We start from the raw sequence: 19,232 nt of genomic DNA on the forward strand, positions 1-19,232 counted from the left end.
ACAATATCAAAGCGGCACGCGAACAACTGGGTTGGTCGCCAGACCAGTTACTGGCGCTATGCAAGCTGGCATGAGATAGCATTGAATGGCCCTGGGTTAGCATGTGGCATATCGCAAATAAATACTGACCGTTCATTTGCCTACGAGTTCAGCGTTGAATGGCCCTGCATATCGCCCGGTTCCATCATCCACTGGATATTGGAGAATGCCATGCGAAACCGCTTGTCCGCCCAATAACCGCCCGGCCCTTTCGGATCGTACTTGGCATTCATCATATAGCGGTATTTATTGTCCGGCATGGACAAATTATCCAGCATGGTGTCAATGCGCTTATATTCAAACTCCTGGCCTACCGCCGTATTGCCATTGGTATTGCCTCCCACCCAGCCATAGCCAAGATAATGCGCCAGATAGGCCCAAGGTCTGAAAAAAGCGTCCGACGTCACAATTTTCCGGATAGTGGACTCATTGTCCGGCGACATTTCCGTGTACACCACATCACTGAATTGCGGCACAGTGTCCGCGGCCTGTGCCTGCTGCTGGTAAGCGATCAACATTACCGAAGCGGGAAGAATGGCTTTTATCAACTTCATGTTTTATCCCCTGCATGACAAGATAAACAAATGCAAGCGCTGGATTTTTCGATCTGCCAATCAAGCTATCCGGCTTTGCATCGAATGCAAAGTAGAGCTAATGCTTTACTTCACATGAAGGATCGTAATCATCTCGCCTTAACTTCAGCAATATTTCTACGGCGCATATTTGTAAATAGTTACCAACGTTTATTTACATGCAATTCAAGTTTATTTGATATGTAAAAATGCTTACGTCCTATGTAACACCATGGCGAGCTCCGCAGGGGGCGTCGTTACCGAAATAGCCCCCTCATCGCAAATGCCCGCTGCAGCTTGCCGCACATCTAAACCATCCTTTAGAACAGGTGCCAGCTTGGCCACACTCCGCTCATTTCCCGCGACGGTGCCCCCCTGCGCCGGCTGATATGGTTTAATCATGAAGTCGCAACCGGCCCCATGCAGATGCAAAGCCTACGTCCCCGCTGCCGCCAACCCGTCTATCGGCGCGCCCTCTCCCTCCTGTCCAGCCTCGGCCTCGCCAGCCTCTCGCTGTCCGCATGCGATCACGGCACCCCACTGCCCAATGACGCCTATGTCTGGCAACGCCAATGGACGCCGGAGCTGAAAGACGCCATACGCGACAACGCCGATGTCGTCCGTCAATGGCGCGTGCTGGCGGGCGAGCGGGAAGCGCGCCCCAAGCAGGCCGAGCCATGGCGCTACACCGAACCTGATTGGCCCGCTCTGCTCTCCAGCCGCCGGCCGGTCATTGCGGTATTTAGACTGAACGGACAAGCGCCGCCGGGAAACCAGGACGCCTCCGCCATCATCGGTCGCTTCCGACAGTGGCAAGCCCGCGGCGCGATGCTGGCCGGCATCGAGATAGACCATGATTGCGCAAGCAGCCGCCTGCCGGCCTACGCGGCGTTTTTGCGCGAGCTTCGCCGCCAGCTGCCGGCCGCCGCGACGCTGTCCATCACCGCCTTGCCCACCTGGCTGGACAGCCCCGCGCTGGAAAGCCTGCTGGCGGCGCCGGACGAATCCGTGCTGCAAGTACACGCGGTGATGCAGCCGCGGCGCGGCCTGTTCGACCCTGAGCAAGCGCAAGACTGGGCTATGGCCTACGCCAAACGCGCGCCGCGCCCCTGGCGCATCGCCTTGCCCGCCTACGGCAGCCGCGTCGTGTGGGACCAGGCCGGCCGCATCGCCGCGGTGGAGAGCGAACGGTCGCTGCTGATAGCCGATGGCTTGGCCAGCGAATTGATCGCGCCGCCTGAGCAAGTGATGGACTTCGTCAAAAAAATGGAAGCCGCCCCGCCGCGCGGCTTGGCCGGCCTGGTCTGGTTCCGTCTGCCCACCGGGCAAGACCGCCGCGCCTGGAGCCAGAGCACCTGGCACGCGGCGCTGGCCCGCCAGCCGCTGTTCTCAAAACTGGAAATAACGGCTACGCCGGCTGCATCCGGCCTCTACGACCTGTGGCTGAGCAACAGCGGCAATGCCGACGCTCCGCTTCCCGCCGCGCTGCGCTGGCCGGCCTCATGCCTAGCCGCGGACGGCGCGGGCGGCTACGCGCTGGACTATGACGCGGCGGGCATGCTGCTGCGCCGCGTCCAGCCCGGCCTGCTGCAGCCTGGCGCGAAACGGCGAACCGGCTGGCTGCGCTGCCCCGCGCTAGACCCGAAAAAGGATATCCATGTCCAAGCCTGATCTTCGACTGCTCGGGGCCGCCGCCGCCCTGGGCATCATCGCCACCGCCATCGCCTGCGGCCCGGACTTCCCCATGCAGATGCTGGACAACCGCCAAGGCACGCTGTTGGGCACGCCGTCCAACGGTTTCGCCTTTGAAGCAGCCCGTCTGGCCGCGCCGAAAGCAGAGCGCTGCGATCGCCCATCCAAGCCGGAGCCGACTTACGAGGACTTGAGCCGCGCGCAAACGGACGCGGCAAACGCCGCGGCGGAACTTGACGGCTGCGCCAAGGGCGCGGACTGCGCCGCCAAGCTGAATGATGCCCGCCTCGCTTACCGGCGCATCCGCCAGCTCGCGGCCTGCGGCGCGCCGGACCCTTCGGGGGCCGCCGCCTCCAGCCTGGGCGACGAAGCCTTGCTCAGCCTGCGCAATGCCAAAACCGGCCAGCAATGCAACCACCTGAGCCTGATGAAACAGACTGAATGCGCCGCCGGCATTCCGCCAGCGGGCCTGAAGGCGGCCATCGCGCTTTACGCGCAGGAAGCCGCCGCGCGCAAAACCGGCGGCAGCGCCGTCGATTCGCTGAAATTCATCGCCGGCTGGGCGCTTAAAAAGTCGGAGCGCTTCCTGCCGCTGCTGGACGACGCCGTATCGCGCCGCTTGCTGGTGGCCTATGCCCTGGCGCGCGTAGGCGACAGTGTGGCGGGGCAGGACGACAGCGCGACCGCCTTCATCAGCGAATGGGAGCCTTCCGCCGCCCAGACATTGTCCGGCTATGCCGACGCGGCGCGGCAGGATGGCCGCACCACGCCCAACCAGAACCTGCTGATCCTGATCGACGCCATCCAGCGCCAGGGCTATCTGGATGCGGACCATGCCGACCGCCTGGCCGCCCTGGCCTACCGCATGGGCCGTTATCCGCTGGCGGAACGCATGGCCGCCCGACTCGACAGCGCGCTCGCCAGCTGGGTCAAGGCCAAGCTGGCGCTGCGCCGAGGCGACCTCCCCGCCGCATCCCGCTACTACGCCCTCGCCGCGCGCGGTTTTCCGCGTTCGGACAACCGCCTGGAACCCGGCCTCCCGCAGCGGATCAGCGGCGAGCAAGCCGTGCTGACGCTGGCGCGCGGCCAATATGTGGAGGCGCTGAGCTATCTCTACCAAGCCGCCATTGAATGGTCCCGCCGCGGCAATGACTGGAGCCACCTGGCAGCCGTGACGGACAGCTCAAGCGATATGGCTTATGTCGCGGAGCGCGTGCTGACTGCGGCGGAATTGAAAACCTTCGTCGATGCCCTGGCCAGGCCCGCGGACGAGCAAGCGCTTCAGGTCTGGACCCGCTTGCGTTATCTATTGGCGCGGCGCTTGCTGCGCGAAGGCCGGGCGGACGAGGCCTCGCCCTATTTTCCGGAAGATGCCGTCGCCGCAGACTACGACGCCGGCGGCCTGCCCACCGGGAAACAGGCCGGCCTGCGGAAGCTGGCCTTGCAATATGGCGAGGCGCTGCGCGACACCGAACGCGCCTATACGCGCACGCTGCGCGCCAAGGCCTGGTTCCGGCTCGCCGCGCTGACGCGGCATGACGGCATGGCATTGCTGGGGTACGAACAGGAACCGGATTACGCCGATTGGGGCGGCAACTATCAGCAAACCTCCGGCAGATCGGCCGATGCCGTGCCGCAAGCCCCGCTCAGCGCCGTCGGCCGCGCCGGCTATCTGCTGGCCGGCCCCTATGTCACGGCGGAAGAGCGGACGCGCTTCGCCGCCACGCAGAGCCAGCCGCTGCAGCGCTACCACTACCGTTATCTGGCGGCGGATTATCTGGACAAGGCGGCAGACCTGCTGCCGCCGCGCTCCCAGGCTTACTCCGCCGCGCTATGCCATGGCGCAGCCTGGCTGAACAGCACCGATGCCCAGCGCGCGGCGCATTTCTATCAACGCTATGCCCGCCACGGCGCGTATTTGAACACCGGCGCGCGCTTCGGCGAACAATGCCCGCCGCCGCAGTTCCTCGCCGCAGCGTTCTTCCCCTATCCGCAACGCGCCGCGCGCCTGCTGGACCGCTTCGGGCTGGCCAATCTGTTAGGTCTGGCGGCGCTGGCGTGTTTCGCCGGCATTGCCTGGCGCAAACGGCGTTGACCGCAGGCAAGAAGGACAGCCGCGCCCGCGCGGGCGCTTAGCCGTTGGCGGCAGCCCTCGCCGGCGGGGCGGTTGACTCAAGCGCCGCATCGCGCAGCGCCTCGCCTATCAGCAACACGGCCGGACTGCCCAGTCCGGCGGCGCGCGCGTCATCCGCCAGCCGGTCCAAGCAGCTGAGCACGCGCGCTTCCCGCTCCGTGCCGGCCCACTGCACGGCCGCGGCCGGCGTATCGGCCGACAGGCAGTCGGCCAAGGCCGCGCACAGGCTGTCTATGCGGCTCATGCCCATATAGATGGCCAAGGTGGTGCCCGCGGCGGCCAGCGCCCGCCAGTCCGGCTCGCTGCCGTCCTGCAGATGCGCGGTGGCCAGCGTCAGGCCGTGGCTCAGCCCGCGCTGGGTCAAGGAGACGCGTAGGCTGGCCGCGGCGGCGAAGGCGGCGCTGACGCCGTTGACGATATCCACTTCTATGCCGTGGGCGCGCAGATAGGCGATTTCCTCGCCGGCGCGGCCAAACAACAGCGCCTCGCCGCCCTTGGCCCGCACCACCTGTTCGCCGCGCTGCGCATAGCGCCGCATCAGCCGCTGGATGAAGTCCTGCGGCGTGGATTTGCAGCCGCCACGCTTGCCCACCCGCACCACGCGGGCGCGCGGCGCCAGCTCCGCGATGGCGGGATCGACCAGATCGTCCAGCAGCAGCACATCGGCGGCGGCCAGGCTGCGCGCCGCCTTCAGCGTCAGCAGCTCCAGGTCTCCCGGCCCCGCGCCCAGCAGGGTGACGCGGCCTACGGTCTTGAATGTTTTATTCATGCTCATGACTCCTTAAACAGGCTGCGCGGACGATGCCGCCATGCGCTTTAGTTCCGGCAGACAGGAGCCGCACACCGTGCCGCAACCCAGCCGGGATTGCAGGCCGTCCATATCCGCGCCCTCCGCCAAGGCGCGCCGTATCGCGCCCTCGCCCACTTGCTTGCACTGGCACACCGTGCGCTCGCGCGGGGAGGCCGCCGCGCCGGCTGGCGCGAACACTGCCAGTCGCGGGCCTTGCCAGTCTTCGCCGCTCAGCAGCGTTTGCAGCAGCGCCTCGGCCGCAGCCTGATCCGCCGGCAGGCTGCCGGCGAACAGCAGTCGGTCCAGCCGATTGCCGCGCCAGGCCGCGCGCTTGAACACGCCGCGCTTGTCGTCGCGGTACTCCAGCGTATCCGCGCCTGGCCGCCAGTCCAGCGCCTCCAGCAGCCGCGCCAGCCAGTCCGGCCGCGCTTGCGCCTCCGCCGCGCGCAAGTACAGCGTGTCCGTTCCCGCCAGCGAGATGGCCGCGTAACCGCAGCCCTCCAGCAGCGGCGACAGCCTGGCGCGCAAGCCCGGCAGGTCCGCCTGGCGCACCGCGGCCAGCACCCGCCACGGCAGCTCCGCGCGCTCCACTTTTACCGCCGCGTGCTTCAGCTCCGGCTGGAAAGACAGCCCGTCCACTGCCGCGATGGTGGCTTCATTGACGCCGCCGCTGCTCATGAACCGTCCATTCCAGTGCATGGCGGCGAATACGCTACCGCGCGCCACTTCGTCGCTGCCGCGCAAGGGCAGCGCCAACCGCCCGCGCTTGCTGGCCACCCACACCAGCTCGCCGTCGCTCAGCCCGCGCCGCTCGGCGTCTTCCGGATGCATGCGCAACTCCGGCTCTGGACTATGCGCGAAGTGCTGCGGCAAGCGGCCGGTGCGGCTCATGCCGTGCCACTGGTCACGCAAGCGGCCGCTGATCAGGCGGAAGGGATAGTGAGCGGAGACTTTGTCCGCCGGCGGTTGGTAGTCGATGGCATGGAAGCGCGCGCGGCCGTTGTCCGTAGCGAACACGCCGTCCTCGTAGCGCCGCGCCAGGCCCGAGGCGCTGCCGGCGGGCAGCGGCCATTGCTGCGGGCCTTTCGCCTCAAGCAGGGCGTAATCCAGGCCGCCCATGTCCAGGTCGCGACCCACGGTCAGCGCGCGGTGCTCGTCGAAAATCCGTCCCGCGCCGTCGTAGTCGAAATGCCCGGCTTCGTCCGGATGCAGCCGCGCCGCCAACCGCCGCGCGAATTCCGCGGCGATCCAGGCATCCGTTCTAGCCTCTCCCGGCGGCGGCGCGGCGGCGCGCACCCGGCTGATCCGGCGCTCGGAATTGGTGACCGTGCCGTCCTTTTCGCCCCAGCTGGCCGCCGGCAGCACAATATCGGCGAAGGCCGCGGTATCGGTATCGGCGAAGGCTTCCTGCAAGACCACCAGCTCGGCGCGGGCCAAGGCCTCGCGCACCCGCGGCAGGTCCGGCATGGAGTGGGCCGGATTGGTGCAGGCTATCCACACCGCCTTGATTTCCCCGCGGGCCATGGCCTCGAACATCTCCACCGCCGGCAGGCCAGGACGCGGCGACAGCCTCTCCTCCGGCACTCCCCAATGCGCCGCGACCTCTCGCCGGTGCGCCGGATTGGCGATGTCGCGGTGCGCGGCCAGCATGGTGGCCATGCCGCCCACCTCGCGGCCGCCCATGGCGTTGGGCTGGCCGGTCAGCGAGAACGGCCCGGCGCCGGGCTTGCCTACCTGGCCGGCGGCCAGGTGCAGATTGATCAGCGCCAGGTTCTTGGCCGTGCCCTGGCTGGATTGGTTCAGGCCCATGCAATACAGCGACAGGCTGGCCGGGCTGCGGCCGAAGCACTCCGCAGCGGCGATGATGTCCTCCGCGCTCACGCCGCAGATCTCCGCCGCCAGCTTGGGCGTGTAGTCGCGGACCATGCGCTTGAGCGCATCGAAGCCCTCGGTATGGGCCGCGATGTAATCGGCGTCGATCAGCCCTTCCCAAATCAAGTGATGCAGCATGCCGTGGAACAAGGCGACGTCGGTGCCGGGCTGGATTTGCAAATGCAGGTCCGCCATGGCCGCGGTGTCGGTGCGGCGCGGATCGACGACGATCCAGCGAACGCCCGGTCTAGCCTCGCGCGCGGCCTCAAGCCGGCGGAACAGCACCGGGTGGGCGTAGGCCGTATTGCTGCCGGCGAACAACACGCAATCCGCCGCTTCCAGATCTTCGTAACAGGTGGGCGGGCCGTCCGCGCCCAGCGCCATCTTGTAGGCGGCGACGGCGCTGGACATGCATAGCCGGGAATTGGTGTCGATATTGTTGGTGCCTATCAGGCCCTTGGCCAGCTTGTTGAACAGGTAGTAATCCTCGGTCAACAGCTGGCCGGACACGTAAAACGCCACCGCGTCCGGGCCATGCTGGCGGATGATGTCGGCGAAGCGGTCCGCCGCCACGTCCAGCACCTCGTCCCAGCCGGCGCGCCGGCGCGGCGCGTTCCTGTCCATCCGCATTTCCGGATACCGCGCGCGGCCGCTGTCGCTGGCGGCGCTGGCAGCCAGGTTCAGCCCCTTGCTGCACAGCCGTCCGTAATTGGCCGGATGGTCCGGATCGCCGCGCACGCCGGCAATGCGGCCGTTCTCGCTGCTTATCAGCACGCCGCAGCCGACGCCGCAATAACAGCAGGTGGAGCGGGTTTCCGTCTTGCCCATGCGCCTGCCCTCCTTTCGCTTACAAGGCCAGCCACACCGCGCCGTCTTCGAGGCGGGCTGGAAAACGGTTGGCGCAGCCCACGTCCGGCGCCTGCGCCTCGCCGCTGGCCAGATCGATATTCCAGCCATGCAGCGGACAGGCCACCGCGCGGCCGTGCACCATGCCCTGGCTCAACGGGCCGCCCTTGTGCGGGCAGCGGTCCAGCAGCGCGAACACCTGGTCGTCGTGAGTGCGGAACACGGCGATGTCGCCGCCGTCCCGCGCCAGCACGCGGCTGCCTTGCGCCGGGATATCGTCCAGCGCGCACACTTTCACCCAGTTTTCTCTGATCATGGTCCTCTCCTAAACGGCCACCGCGATGGGAATGAATTCGCGCTTCTGCGCCCCCGCCACGCGCGCCGCCCACGGATCGGGTAGGCCTTGCAGCGAGAACAGCAGCCGTTGATGCAGGGCGCGGCGGCTGTCCGCGTCGCCCACCACGCGCGATTTGATGTAATCAAGGCCGACGCGGGCGATATAGTGGACGGTGCGGTCCAGGTAGTAGGCTTCCTCGCGGTACAGTTGCAGGAAGGCGCCGCTGTACTCCTTAACCTCCTCTGCCGTCTTCACCTTGCACAGGAATTGCGCCACCTCGGTCTTGATGCCGCCGTTACCGCCCACGTACAGCTCCCAGCCGGAATCCACGGCGATCACACCCACGTCCTTGATGCCGGCCTCGGCGCAGTTGCGCGGGCAGCCTGACACCGCCAGCTTGACCTTGTGCGGGCTCCACATATTGGCCAGCATGGTTTCCAGATCGATTCCCATCTGGGTGCTGTTCTGGGTGCCGAAACGGCAGAACTCGCTGCCGACGCAGGTTTTCACCGTACGGATGGATTTGCCGTAAGCGTGGCCGGAGTGCATGCCCAGATCGCGCCAGACATCGACCAGGTCTTCCTTGTTCACGCCCAGCAGGTCTATGCGCTGGCCGCCGGTCACCTTGAGCATCTTCACCCGGTACTTGTCAGCCACGTCGGCGATGCGGCGCAGTTCGTCGGCGGTAGTGACGCCGCCCTTCATCTGCGGGATGACCGAGAACGTGCCGTCCTTCTGGATGTTGGCGTGGGCGCGCTCGTTGATGAAGCGGCTTTGCGGATCGTCCGCCGCCTCGTGCGGCCAGCTGGACAGCAAGTAGTAATTGATGGCCGGCCGGCAGCTGGCGCAGCCGTTGGGCGTGCGCCATTCCAGGAAGTGGAACACCTCGGCGTGGCTCAACAGATGGTGCTCGCGTATCGCCTTGCGCAGCTCGCCGTGGCTGCGATCGGTGCAACCGCATACGGCCTTGGTCTTGGGCGTTTCCTGGAAGCCCGCGCCCACCACGCCCATCAGGACTTGCTCCACCAGGCCGGCACAGGAGCCGCAGGAGCTAGCGGCCTTGGTGTGTTTCTTCACCTCGTCCAAGGTGAACAGGCCCTTGTCCTTGATCGCCTTGACGATGGTTCCCTTGCACACGCCGTTGCAGCCGCATACCTCGTCGCTGTCCTGCATTGCTGCGGCGCGGCTCTGGCCCTGCACGCCGGCGTCGCCGATGGCGGATTCGCCGAACATCAGCGTGTCGCGCAGATCGCCCACCGGGCGCTCCTCGCGCAGCAGCTTGAAATACCAGGCGCCGTCGCCGGTGTCGCCATACAGGCAGACGCCGGCCAGCTTGTCGCCGCGCAGCACCAGCTTCTTGTAGACACCGCCGGCCGGATCGGACAATACGATCTCATCGCAGCCCTCGCCGCCCATGAAGTCTCCGGCGGAGAACAAATCGATGCCGGTTACCTTCAGCTTGGTGGACGACACCGAGCCCAGATAGCGGGCGATGCCCAGCTGCGCCAGGTGATTGGCGCAAACCTTGGCCTGCTCGAACAGCGGCGCCACCAGGCCATAGGCCACGCCTCTATGGCTGACGCATTCGCCCACCGCGTAGATGCGCGGGTCGTAAGTCTGCAAGGCGTCATCCACCACCACGCCGCGATTGCAATGCAGCCCGGAGGCCTCGGCCAGCGCGATATTGGGACGGATGCCCACCGCCATCACCACCAGCTCGGCCGGAATGTCTTCGCCGTCGCCGAAACGAACGGCGGCCACTCGCCCCTGGCCGTCATCCAGCAGCGCCGCGGTCTGCCGCCCCAACAGAAAGCGGATGCCGCGCGCCTCCAGCGCCTGGCGCAGCAAGTCGCCGGCCTGGCGGTCCAGCTGCCGCTCCAGCAGCCAGTCGCCCAGATGCACCACCGTCACGCCCATGCCGCGCTGCTTGAGGCCGTTGGCGGCCTCCAGTCCCAGCAGGCCGCCGCCTATCACCACGGCGTGGCGGCGCGTTTGCGCGGCGGCCAGCATGTATTCGGTATCGGCGATGTCGCGGTAGCCTATCACGCCCCCCAGCTCGCGCCCCGGGATGGGCAGCATGACCGGCGCGGAGCCGGTGGCCAGCAGCAGCCTGTCATAGCTGGCGATCTCGCCATCCTCCGCCGCCACCTGCCGCCTTGCCCGGTCTATCGCGGCGATGCGCTTGCCCATGCGCAGCGCGATGCCGCGCTCGGCGTACCATTCCACCGGGTTCAGAATGGTGTCCGCGAAAGCCTGCTCCCCGGCCAGCACCGGCGACAACAGGATGCGGTTGTAATTGGGATGCGGCTCCGCGCCGAACACCGTGATGTCGTAAAGATCCGGCGCCAGGTTCAGCAGCTCCTCCAGGGTGCGCATGCCGGCCATGCCATTGCCCACCACCACCAGTTTCTGCCGCGTCCTGCCCTTCCGTTCCGCCATATCCATGATTGCCCCTCCTCAAACCCTGGCCGCGGCGACGGTCCAGTCGCTGCGCCAACGCTGCCTCACTCCGGCCAAGCTCATCCAGGCCAGCGCGCACAGGCAGGCGAACAGCCACAGCCCCGCCGCGTAGCCGCCGCTGGCTTGCTTGACCGCGGCCAGCCCGGCCGCCAAAGCGAAGCCGCCCACGCCGCCCGCCATGCCCACCAGCCCTGTCATCACGCCGATTTCCTTGCCGAAACGCTGTGGCACCAGCTGGAACACTGCGCCGTTGCCGGCCCCCAGGCACAACATGGCCAGCACGAACAGCGCCAGCGCCGCGCCCGGGCCGCCCGCGCCGAAACCGGCCGCGCCTATCAGCAGCGCGCAGGACGCATACACCGCCAGCAGCGAGCGGGTGCCGCCCAGCCGGTCGGCCAGCATGCCGCCCAGCGGCCGCATCACCGAGCCGGCCAACACGCAAGCCGCGGTATACAGGCCTGCGGTCTTGGCGTCGAAACCGAACTGGTCATGGAAATAACCAGGCAAGGCGCTGGCGAAGCCGGAAAAGCCGCCGAAAGTCATCGAATAGAAAAACATGAACCACCAGGCGTCGCGCTCGCGCAGCACGGCCAGGTAGTCGGCCAGGCGCTTGGCCGGCGGCGCATTCGGCGCGTCCTTGGCGCATAGGCTGAAAAACAGCAGCGACAGCAGAAGCGGAATGCAGGCCAGGCCGAGCACATTGCGCCAGCCGAAAGCCAAGGCCAGCGCCGGCGCGAACAAGGCGGCCAGCACGGTGCCGGAGTTGCCGGCGCCGGCTATGCCCATGGCTGCGCCCTGGTGGCGCGGCGGATACCAGCGCGAGGCCAGCGGCAGCGCCGCCGCGAACGAGGCGCCCGCCACGCCCAGCAAGCCGCCCAGCAGCAAGGCGCCGCCCAGGCTGTCTATGCCTATCCGCCAGGCGCCGGCCAGGGCCGCGATCACGACTATCTGGCCAAGCATGCCGGCGCGGCGCGCGCCGAGACGATCCACCAGCACGCCCATCAGCAAGCGCAGCAATGCGCCGGCCAAAATGGGCGTGGCCACCATCAGGCCGCGCTGCTGGGTGGACAGGTGCAAGGCCTGGGCGATGGGCACCTGCAAGGGGCCCAGCAGATACCAGGCCATGAAGCTCAAATCGAAATACAGAAAGGCCGCGAACAACGTAGGCCTGTGTCCAGCCCGCCAGAAGGTACGGTCCATGATCTCTCCTTGCGGCCGGCCGCCGGGCCGCCCGCTCAACATCCAAACAAAAACGGCGCCCCTTCCCGATCGAAACCGGGAAAGGACGCCGTTGTCCCTTGCGGCGCGCGCCATCGTCGACGCCCGCCCGCTGAATTCCGCCCGCCGCGCCGTTGCGTCGGGCAATGGTACTAACGCAAATTGCGTGCCAGCTTTTTCATCGCGCCGAAGCCGCCATTCGCAGGCCTGTCCAGCTCATGCTGCACTGCATCAGTGCGAAAACGCCGAATCCGCACCGCTTTTGGGCAGAGTCCAGCCGACCGGCGGCCAGACCTCTCCATCCATCAGCACGCTGCGGCGCGCCGACTCATCCGGCGCGGCCACGCCCACGCCGGCCGCCGCCTGGCGGTACAGCTCGCGCCGGCTGACCGCGGCGACCACATCCAGATCGTCCACGCCGTCCCACATGCCCCAACGCCGGTACTGCCGCAGAAACCACAGGCCGTCGCTGAGCCAGGGGAAGTTGACTCGGCCTTGGTCGAAAAAGCGCAAGGGCGCCGCTTGCTGCGGATGCGGGTCCCAGTGCCGCAAGATCCGCTCCGCCGGCACGCCCAGCCAGGCTTCCTCCGCCAGCCAGGCCGCCGCCTGCGCCCGGTTGCCCGGTTCGTCCAGCCAGCGGCAGGCCTCAAGCAGCGCCGCGATCAGATCCATCGCCAGGCTAGGCTGGCCATCGGCGAAGCTGCGCCGGCAGATCAGCGCCTTTTCCGGATGATCCGGCCACACCGCCGCGCTGTCCGCCGCCAGGCGGGCCGAGCCTTCGCGTTCGGCCATCGCATGCCAGGGCTGGCCGGCGCAGAAGCCGTCCAGCTCGCCGGCGCGCATCGCCGCGCCCATCTGCGGCGGCGGAATCACTACGCAGCGCGCGTCGCGCAAGGGATGCAGCCCCTGCGCCGCCAGCCAGTAATGCAGCCACATCGCGTGGGTGCCGGTGGGAAAGGTATGCGCCAGCCGCAGCGGCCGGTCCAGGCTGGCCGCGATATCCGGCAAAGCCGCGCCGTCCAGCCAGCGGGCCGCCAGATCGGGACGCAGGCTGATGCCCTGGCCGTTGCGGTTCAGGCCCATCAGCAAGGCCATGTCGCACTGCGGCCCGCCCAGCCCCAATTCCACGCCGTAAGCCAGGCCGGACAGCGCCAGGGCGGCGTCCAGCTCGCCACGGATCAGCTTGTCGCGCACCGCCGTCCATGAAGGCTGGCGCAGCGGCCGCAGTTGCAGGCCGTGCCGCCGGTCCAGTCCCAGCCGCCGCGCCACCAACAGCGGCGCGCAGTCGGTCAGCGGCAAGAAACCTATTCGCACGGCCCGCAGGCCGCGCTCGTCCGCAAACATGGCATCGCTCATCTCGCCCCCTCAGCCCAGCAGTTCGCTGGAGTGGATCAATTGCCTGGACAGCTCGGCCAGCCGCAGGCCGGACTTCATCGCCTCGCTGCGCAACAGCGCGTAGGCCTGCTCCTCGCTCAACTGGCGCCGATGCATCAGCATGCCCTTGGCGCGCTCGATCAGTTTGCGATCGGCCAACTGCCGCTCCATGTCGGCCAATTTTTTCTTGAGGGCGGCGTCTTCTTCGAACTTGACCCGGGCCATGTCTATGATGGGCGCCAGCCGTTGCGGCGAGACATGGTCGACGATATAGGCGGTGACGCCGGCGCGCACCGCGGCCTGGATGCAGGGCAAGCCGCCATGCTCGGCGAACATCACCACCGGCCGCGGCGCGGCCTGCTCCATCAACGCCAGCTGCTCCAGCGTGTCGCGGCTGGGAGACTCGGTGTCGACGATGACGATGTCGGGCCGTTCCGCCTCGACCAGGGCCAGCAGCCGCGCCGCGCCGTCCGCCTCGGCGATCACCCGGTAACCAGTCTGCTCCAGCTCGGCCCTCAACTGGGACATGGGCCGCTCGGTATCGCTCACCAGCAGCAGCCGCAAGGGGGAAGTATCGCTCATGGCCGGTCCGCTCTTGACTATGCGACGGTACTAGCAATCGCCATGCCTGAAACGAACCGGCCTGGCCTGGCTTGGACAGGCCGGGAACTGCGGCTAACTGGTCTTCGCCGGCGCCGGCTGCGCGACCTGGCCTTCCGCCTCTTGCTCGGCGGCCAGGTTTTCCTCGGCGCGGCGGCCGGCCCAGTAGGCGGCGTTGGCGATACCCAGCCGCTCGGGATGGAATACCGGGTCCACGCCGCGCGCTTGCTGCGCCTCGTAATCGCGCAGGCAGGCCAGGGCCGGCTTCTGCAGCAGGATGATGGCGACGATGTTGAGCCAGGCCATCAGGCCGACGCCGATATCGCCCAGCCCCCAGGCCAGGTCCGCCGTCTTCACCGTGCCGTAAACCGTGGCCGCCATCAGCGCCAGCTTCAGCGCGAAACCCAGCCATGGCCTTTCCTGCTTGCGGGTCAAATAGGCGATATTGGTTTCGGCAATGTAGTAGTAGGCGATGATGGTGGTAAAGGCGAAAAACAGCAGCGCCAGCGCGACGAAGGCGGAGCCGAAGCCCGGCATCATGTTCTCCATCGCCGTCTGCACATAGCCCGGTCCCGCCGCCACGCCGGCGATGCCGGTGTACAGCGCCGCGCCGTCCGGCCCCTGCACATTGTACTGGCCAGTGATCAGCAGCATGAAGGCGGTGGCGGAACAAACGAACAAGGTATCGATGTAAACCGAAAACGCCTGCACCAGGCCCTGCTTGGCCGGGTGGCTGACCGCCGCCGCGCTGGAGGCATGCGGTCCGCTGCCCTGGCCGGCTTCATTGGAATAAATGCCGCGCTTGACGCCCCACTGGATGGCCAGGCCTAAAATCGCGCCCATGCCGGCATCCATCCCGAAGGCGCTGCTGAAAATCAGCGCGATCACGCCAGGCAGTTTCTCGATGTTCAGCGCGATGACCACGCAGGCGACGATGATGTAGCCCAGCGCCATGAAGGGCACCACCGCGCCGGCGAAGACGGCGATGCGCTTGACGCCGCCAAAGATGATGAAACCCAGCATGATGGCCAGCAATGCCGCCGTCACGGTGGGCGCGATGCCGAAGGCCGATTGCATCGAGTTGGCGATGGAATTGGACTGGATGCCGGGCAGCAGCATGCCGGTGGCGATCACCGTGGTGATGGCGAACAGCCAGGCATACCACTTCATGCCCAGCCCCTTCTCGATGTAGAAAGCCGGGCCGCCGCGGTACTGGCCGTCGATTTTTTCCTTGTAAACCTGGCCCAGCGTAGACTCGACGAAGGCGGAACTGGCTCCGAGGAAGGCCACCAGCCACATCCAGAACAGCGCGCCCGGGCCGCCGAAAGTAATGGCCGTGGCCACGCCGGCGATATTGCCGGTGCCGACCCTGCCGGCCAGCGTCATCGCCAGCGCCTGGAACGAAGACACGCCGGCGCTGCTGCTTTCGCGGCTCAGCATCAGCCGCAGCATCTGCGAAAAATGCCGCAACTGCAAAAAACGGGTGCGAATAGAAAAATACAGGCCGGCGCCCAGGCACAGATAAATCAGCGCCGGACTCCAGACCACGCCGCTAATGGCGTTGACCAGCTCATCCATGGTTTCTCCTTTGTCAGCGAAGGCTCGCAATCGGCTTTTATTGTTGCGCCGCATGCCGATTGTCGGACCGGAAGCCAAAAGATAAGGAGCAAAGCCGGATTCACTCCAGTAAACAGCGTGTAAAAGTCAGCAATTGCAACAAATGCCGCAAGTAAAGTTTGTCAAATCAAACATATCCTGCCGGCATGGCGCGGCGATGAGGCGATGCGCGCCATGGTATAGTGGCGGGCAAAGCCAACAGAATATGGAAAGCCCATGCCCACCTTCGCCCGCCTCGCCGCCGGCCTCGCCGCCGCCGCGGCGCTGTCCGGCTGCCAGCCGCCGCAGCGCATCCAGGCCAGCTATCACTGCGACCAACAGCTGCAATTCAGCTTCGACCGCCGCGGCCAAACCGTGAAACTGCAAACGCCCGGCGGCGCCTACCATGGCCTCATGGACGAAAAAGGCCTGCTGACCTGGCCCAAGAACAAGCCCGCCGACAATCTGCCGGACAGCTTCTTCATTTCCCGCAAGACGCCGGACCAGATGAAACTGTACGGCGGCCTGGCGAAGACCGGCATCGCGTGCCGGCTTGATCCGAATTAACGCAAGCCATCCGGCTTGAGCGATGGCCAAAAAAAGAGCCGCCCACAAGGGCGGCTCTCTCATTCAGCGCCAAGCGCTTATTTCCACAGCTTCCACCACGGCATTTCCTCAACCTGCCACGGCTTGGCCAGATACTGGCTTTGCGGATAGTTCAGCGCCAGCACGCGGCGGGCGTCGTCGCGCAGCTTGGGCAGCTGCAGCTTGTCGTAAGCCGCCACCAGAATGGCCAGCGCCTCTTCCGGATACTTGGTGTTGGAGTAGTCCTTCACCACGCCCTGGGCGCGGTTGGCGGCGGCCAGATAGGCGCCGCGTTTCATGTAGTAGCGCGCCACATGCATTTCGTTGCCGCCCAGCGCATCCACCAAACGGGTCATCTTGGCGCGCGCGTCCGGTCCGTACGTGCTGTCGGGGTAACGAGTGGTGAGCTCGCGGAAGGCGGCGAAAGCCTCGCGCGCGGCGCGCGGATCGCGCTCGCTCATGTCCTGGCCGGCCCATTTGGCAAGCAGGCCGGAATCATCGTTGTAATACACCAAACCTTTCAGATAATAAATGTAATCAAGGTTGGGGTGCGTCGGATGCAGTTTGATGAAACGGTCGGCCGAAGCGATGGCCTGTTCCGGCTCGCCATCCTTGTAATGGGTGTAGGCCAGGTCCATTTGAGCCTGCTGCGCGTAGCGGCCGTACGGGAAGCGCGATTCCAGCGTTTCGTAGAGCTTGACTGCGCGGGTATAATTGCCGCTGTTCAACTCGTCGTGAGCTTCCGAATACAGCTTCTCCACGGTCCAGCCGCGCGTTTCGTCGTAGGTTTCCGTGGAGGCGCATCCGGCAAGCCCCACCATCACCAACATTGCAGCAACAACGTATCTTTTCATGACTGATCCTTACATTGACCCGGACGATTATAGCGACATCTCGGAAAACGAGATATCCACCACGCAACATCTCGAAATTCCGCTCGCCTTGTGCGGCGAACGGCTGGACGCCGCGCTGGCCAAATTGCTGCCGGATTACTCGCGCAGCCGGCTGACGCAGTGGATCAAGGATGGCCTCGTCACGGTGGACGGAACGGTGGTGGCGCCCAAGACAAAGATGCTGGGAGGCGAGAAGCTGGAAGTCACGCTGCAGCTCACCAATGAGGAAATGGCCTTCCAGCCGGAACCGATGGACCTGCCCATCGTGTTCGAAGACGAGCACATCCTCGTCATCAACAAGCCGGCCGGCCTGGTGGTTCATCCCGCCGCCGGAAACTGGAGCGGCACCCTGCTGAATGGCCTGCTGCACCACTGCCCGACGCTGGCCCATGTGCCCCGCGCCGGCATCGTGCACCGGCTGGACAAGGATACCTCGGGCCTGATGGTGGTGGCCAAGACGCTGCCGGCGCAGACTGAACTGGTGCGTCAGCTGCAGGCGCGCACTGTCAAGCGCGTCTACCGCGCCATCGCAGACGGCGTAGTGCCGTTCGACGGCACCATAGACGCCAATATCGGCCGCGACTCGAACAACCGCCTGAAGATGGCGGTGCTGAAGTTCGGCGGCAAGCCTGCCATCACCCACATCCGCGTGCTGGAGCGCTTCGCCAGCCACTCCCACATCGAGTGCAAGCTGGAAACCGGCCGCACCCACCAGATCCGCGTCCACATGCGCGAGGCCGGCCACCCGCTGGCCGGCGATCCGGTCTACGGCAATCCGCGCCACAAGATGGACGAAGAGATCGCCGCCGGCGTCAAGGCGCTGGGCCGCCAGGCCCTGCACGCCTACGCCTTGGCGCTGGTCCACCCGGCCAGCGGCGAAGAGCGCAGCTGGAAGGCTCCGCTGCCTGACGATTTCCGCGCGCTGCTTGACCTGTTGCGCGGCGACGGCGCGGCGGCCGACGCCGAAACCTTCGCCCACGGCGATGCCGATGGCGAGAACGATGAAGATGAAGATTGGGACGATGACGACGACGGCGACGTCGAGGTGATCTATGTCCGCTAATGACTGGCTGGAGGCCGACTGGCCCGCGCCGGCCAAGGTCCGCACCCTGGCCACCACGCGCAGCGGCGGCGTCAGCCAGCCGCCCTACGCCAGCCTGAATCTGGGCGCCCACGTCGGCGATGAGCCGGAAGCGGTGGCCGCCAATCGCGCCAGGCTGCGCGACGAACTGCCTGCCGAGCCGGCCTGGCTCAATCAGGTGCACGGCGTGACGGTGGTGGATGCCGCTGCGGTCGGCGCTTCCGCGCCAGATGCAGACGCCAGCTTCTCCCGCGCGCCCGGCGTGGTGTGCGCGGCGATGACGGCGGACTGCCTGCCGGTGCTGCTGTGCGACGAGGCTGGCACCGTGGTGGCCGCCGCCCACGCTGGCTGGCGCGGCCTGTGCGAGGGCGTGATCGAGGCTGCCGTGGCCGCCATGAACGAGCCGCCGTCGCGGCTGATGGCCTGGCTAGGCCCCGCCATCGGCCCGGACGCGTTCGAGGTCGGCGCCGAAGTGCGCCAGGCCTTCCTAGCTCAAGATCCGGCAGCCGAAGCCGCCTTCGTCGATATCGACAACGGCAAATATCTGGCCGACATCTACGCGCTGGCTCGCCTGCGGCTGGAAAAGCTGGGCGTCGCCCGCGTCTACGGCGGCGATTTCTGCACCGTGATAGACCGCGACCGTTTTTTCTCCTACCGCCGCGACGGCGTCACCGGCCGCATGGCCTCGCTGATCTGGCTGGAAAACTAAGCCTGCCCGCCCCGCCGCCCGGCGGGGTGTTTGTTTTTGTCCACTCCCGAACCATTCCGCCAGCCCCGCAGCCATCGTCCCGTTGACCCCGTCGACTCACGCGAACATCATATTCCTTTACCCATCCCCCTTCCGTCCCATGAACATCGCCATCGTCACGCTGGATTGCTTCAACGAACTCGACTCCCTCATCGCCGCCGGCATCTTGGGCCGCATGGTTCCGCACGGCTGGAGCGTGCGCGTCTGCGCGCCCGTTCCCGTCGTGCAGTCGCGCAGCGGCACGCGCCTGGAGCGCCAGGAGGAGCTGGCTTGGACCGCCTCCGCCGACGCCGTGCTGATAGGCAGCGGCTGGCGCACCCGCGACTGGGTGGAGGACGACGCCATCATGAACCAACTGCGGCTGGACCCGGCCAGGCAATTGATAGGCGCGCAAT

16 protein-coding genes are annotated in these 19,232 nt (G+C 66.5%); 6 read left to right on the forward strand and 10 right to left on the reverse strand.

The window, feature by feature from the left end:
- Positions 1 to 140: 140 nt before the first annotated feature.
- A complete protein-coding gene (locus tag C2I19_RS19745) occupies positions 141 to 593 on the reverse strand; it encodes an aerolysin family beta-barrel pore-forming toxin (RefSeq protein ID WP_103904316.1) in 453 nt (150 codons plus the stop codon).
- A 438-nt stretch (positions 594 to 1,031) separates the two neighbouring features.
- Between C2I19_RS19745 and C2I19_RS19750 the strand changes: the two genes are divergently transcribed.
- Together C2I19_RS19750 and C2I19_RS19755 are read left to right on the forward strand one after the other, a co-directional pair.
- Positions 1,032 to 2,282, forward strand: a complete 1,251-nt coding sequence (locus C2I19_RS19750; protein ID WP_199181293.1) for a DUF3142 domain-containing protein — start codon at positions 1,032 to 1,034, stop codon at positions 2,280 to 2,282.
- Positions 2,269 to 4,398 (forward strand): hypothetical protein, encoded by a 2,130-nt coding sequence (locus C2I19_RS19755; protein WP_103904317.1) that lies wholly within the window; start codon positions 2,269 to 2,271, stop codon positions 4,396 to 4,398. Before C2I19_RS19750 ends, C2I19_RS19755 begins: the two co-directional genes overlap by 14 nt.
- A gap of 37 nt (positions 4,399 to 4,435) precedes the next feature.
- Here the strand turns inward: C2I19_RS19755 and cobA are convergent, their stop codons facing one another.
- The 8 genes from cobA to C2I19_RS19795 all read right to left on the reverse strand — a co-directional run bounded on the left by cobA (position 4,436) and on the right by C2I19_RS19795 (position 15,512).
- Positions 4,436 to 5,206, reverse strand: a complete 771-nt coding sequence (gene cobA, locus C2I19_RS19760; RefSeq protein ID WP_103904318.1) for a uroporphyrinogen-III C-methyltransferase — start codon at positions 5,204 to 5,206, stop codon at positions 4,436 to 4,438.
- Positions 5,207 to 5,218: 12 nt separating this feature from the next.
- A complete protein-coding gene (locus C2I19_RS19765) occupies positions 5,219 to 7,927 on the reverse strand; it encodes a nitrate reductase (RefSeq protein ID WP_103904319.1) in 2,709 nt (902 codons plus the stop codon).
- Between the two features lie 19 nt (positions 7,928 to 7,946).
- Positions 7,947 to 8,261 carry a nitrite reductase small subunit NirD gene (gene nirD, locus C2I19_RS19770; RefSeq protein WP_103904320.1) on the reverse strand — a complete coding sequence of 105 codons (315 nt, stop codon included), beginning with the start codon at positions 8,259 to 8,261 and terminating at the stop codon, positions 7,947 to 7,949.
- A gap of 9 nt (positions 8,262 to 8,270) precedes the next feature.
- Positions 8,271 to 10,727, reverse strand: coding sequence for a nitrite reductase large subunit NirB (gene nirB, locus C2I19_RS19775; protein WP_233201296.1), 2,457 nt, complete (start codon positions 10,725 to 10,727; stop codon positions 8,271 to 8,273).
- 12 nt (positions 10,728 to 10,739) lie between these two features.
- A complete protein-coding gene (locus C2I19_RS19780; protein WP_103904321.1) occupies positions 10,740 to 11,942 on the reverse strand; it encodes an MFS transporter in 1,203 nt (400 codons plus the stop codon).
- Positions 11,943 to 12,191: 249 nt separating this feature from the next.
- Positions 12,192 to 13,316, reverse strand: a complete 1,125-nt coding sequence (locus C2I19_RS19785) for a CmpA/NrtA family ABC transporter substrate-binding protein (RefSeq protein WP_103904322.1) — start codon at positions 13,314 to 13,316, stop codon at positions 12,192 to 12,194.
- Between the two features lie 9 nt (positions 13,317 to 13,325).
- The gene (locus C2I19_RS19790; protein WP_103904323.1) at positions 13,326 to 13,916 is read right to left on the reverse strand and encodes an ANTAR domain-containing response regulator; all 591 of its coding nucleotides are present in this window, start codon (positions 13,914 to 13,916) and stop codon (positions 13,326 to 13,328) included.
- A gap of 93 nt (positions 13,917 to 14,009) precedes the next feature.
- The gene (locus C2I19_RS19795) at positions 14,010 to 15,512 is read right to left on the reverse strand and encodes an alanine/glycine:cation symporter family protein (protein ID WP_103904324.1); all 1,503 of its coding nucleotides are present in this window, start codon (positions 15,510 to 15,512) and stop codon (positions 14,010 to 14,012) included.
- A 255-nt stretch (positions 15,513 to 15,767) separates the two neighbouring features.
- Here C2I19_RS19795 and C2I19_RS19800 point away from each other — a divergent pair, with 255 nt between their 5' ends.
- Complete coding sequence (locus C2I19_RS19800) at positions 15,768 to 16,097, forward strand: hypothetical protein (protein WP_103904325.1); 330 nt, start codon at positions 15,768 to 15,770, stop codon at positions 16,095 to 16,097.
- 77 nt (positions 16,098 to 16,174) lie between these two features.
- On the opposite strand, the gene C2I19_RS19805 is transcribed toward C2I19_RS19800, so the two are convergent.
- Positions 16,175 to 16,969 (reverse strand): outer membrane protein assembly factor BamD, encoded by a 795-nt coding sequence (locus C2I19_RS19805; RefSeq protein ID WP_103904326.1) that lies wholly within the window; start codon positions 16,967 to 16,969, stop codon positions 16,175 to 16,177.
- On the opposite strand from C2I19_RS19805, the gene rluD reads away from it, so the two are divergent.
- The 3 genes from rluD to C2I19_RS19820 form a co-directional block, all read left to right on the forward strand.
- On the forward strand, positions 16,968 to 18,071 hold the full coding sequence (gene rluD / locus C2I19_RS19810) for a 23S rRNA pseudouridine(1911/1915/1917) synthase RluD (RefSeq protein WP_103904327.1): 1,104 nt from the start codon (positions 16,968 to 16,970) through the stop codon (positions 18,069 to 18,071). The genes C2I19_RS19805 and rluD overlap by 2 nt on opposite strands.
- Positions 18,061 to 18,798: a peptidoglycan editing factor PgeF gene (pgeF, locus tag C2I19_RS19815; RefSeq protein WP_103904328.1), complete on the forward strand. Its 738-nt coding sequence runs from the start codon at positions 18,061 to 18,063 to the stop codon at positions 18,796 to 18,798. Before rluD ends, pgeF begins: the two co-directional genes overlap by 11 nt.
- A 139-nt stretch (positions 18,799 to 18,937) precedes the next feature.
- On the forward strand, positions 18,938 to 19,232 hold a 295-nt coding region (locus tag C2I19_RS19820; protein ID WP_500778866.1), incomplete at its 3' end, for a type 1 glutamine amidotransferase family protein.

The organism is Chromobacterium alticapitis (genome assembly GCF_002924365.1).
Classification (GTDB): Bacteria; Pseudomonadota; Gammaproteobacteria; order Burkholderiales; family Chromobacteriaceae; genus Chromobacterium; species Chromobacterium alticapitis.

What these genes read in the sequence shown, in the direction of transcription:
- C2I19_RS19805 (WP_103904326.1), bottom strand. Translation starts at nt 16,969, where the DNA reads ATGAAAAGATACGTTGTTGCTGCAATGTTGGTGATGGTGGGGCTTGCC.
- C2I19_RS19750 (WP_199181293.1), top strand. Translation starts at nt 1,032, where the DNA reads ATGCAGATGCAAAGCCTACGTCCCCGCTGCCGCCAACCCGTCTATCGG.
- nirB (WP_233201296.1), bottom strand. Translation starts at nt 10,727, where the DNA reads ATGGATATGGCGGAACGGAAGGGCAGGACGCGGCAGAAACTGGTGGTG.
- cobA (WP_103904318.1), bottom strand. Translation starts at nt 5,206, where the DNA reads ATGAATAAAACATTCAAGACCGTAGGCCGCGTCACCCTGCTGGGCGCG.
- C2I19_RS19745 (WP_103904316.1), bottom strand. Translation starts at nt 593, where the DNA reads ATGAAGTTGATAAAAGCCATTCTTCCCGCTTCGGTAATGTTGATCGCT.
- C2I19_RS19790 (WP_103904323.1), bottom strand. Translation starts at nt 13,916, where the DNA reads ATGAGCGATACTTCCCCCTTGCGGCTGCTGCTGGTGAGCGATACCGAG.
- C2I19_RS19800 (WP_103904325.1), top strand. Translation starts at nt 15,768, where the DNA reads ATGCCCACCTTCGCCCGCCTCGCCGCCGGCCTCGCCGCCGCCGCGGCG.
- nirD (WP_103904320.1), bottom strand. Translation starts at nt 8,261, where the DNA reads ATGATCAGAGAAAACTGGGTGAAAGTGTGCGCGCTGGACGATATCCCG.
- C2I19_RS19795 (WP_103904324.1), bottom strand. Translation starts at nt 15,512, where the DNA reads ATGGATGAGCTGGTCAACGCCATTAGCGGCGTGGTCTGGAGTCCGGCG.
- C2I19_RS19780 (WP_103904321.1), bottom strand. Translation starts at nt 11,942, where the DNA reads ATGGACCGTACCTTCTGGCGGGCTGGACACAGGCCTACGTTGTTCGCG.
- C2I19_RS19755 (WP_103904317.1), top strand. Translation starts at nt 2,269, where the DNA reads ATGTCCAAGCCTGATCTTCGACTGCTCGGGGCCGCCGCCGCCCTGGGC.
- C2I19_RS19765 (WP_103904319.1), bottom strand. Translation starts at nt 7,927, where the DNA reads ATGGGCAAGACGGAAACCCGCTCCACCTGCTGTTATTGCGGCGTCGGC.
- rluD (WP_103904327.1), top strand. Translation starts at nt 16,968, where the DNA reads ATGACTGATCCTTACATTGACCCGGACGATTATAGCGACATCTCGGAA.
- pgeF (WP_103904328.1), top strand. Translation starts at nt 18,061, where the DNA reads ATGTCCGCTAATGACTGGCTGGAGGCCGACTGGCCCGCGCCGGCCAAG.
- C2I19_RS19785 (WP_103904322.1), bottom strand. Translation starts at nt 13,316, where the DNA reads ATGAGCGATGCCATGTTTGCGGACGAGCGCGGCCTGCGGGCCGTGCGA.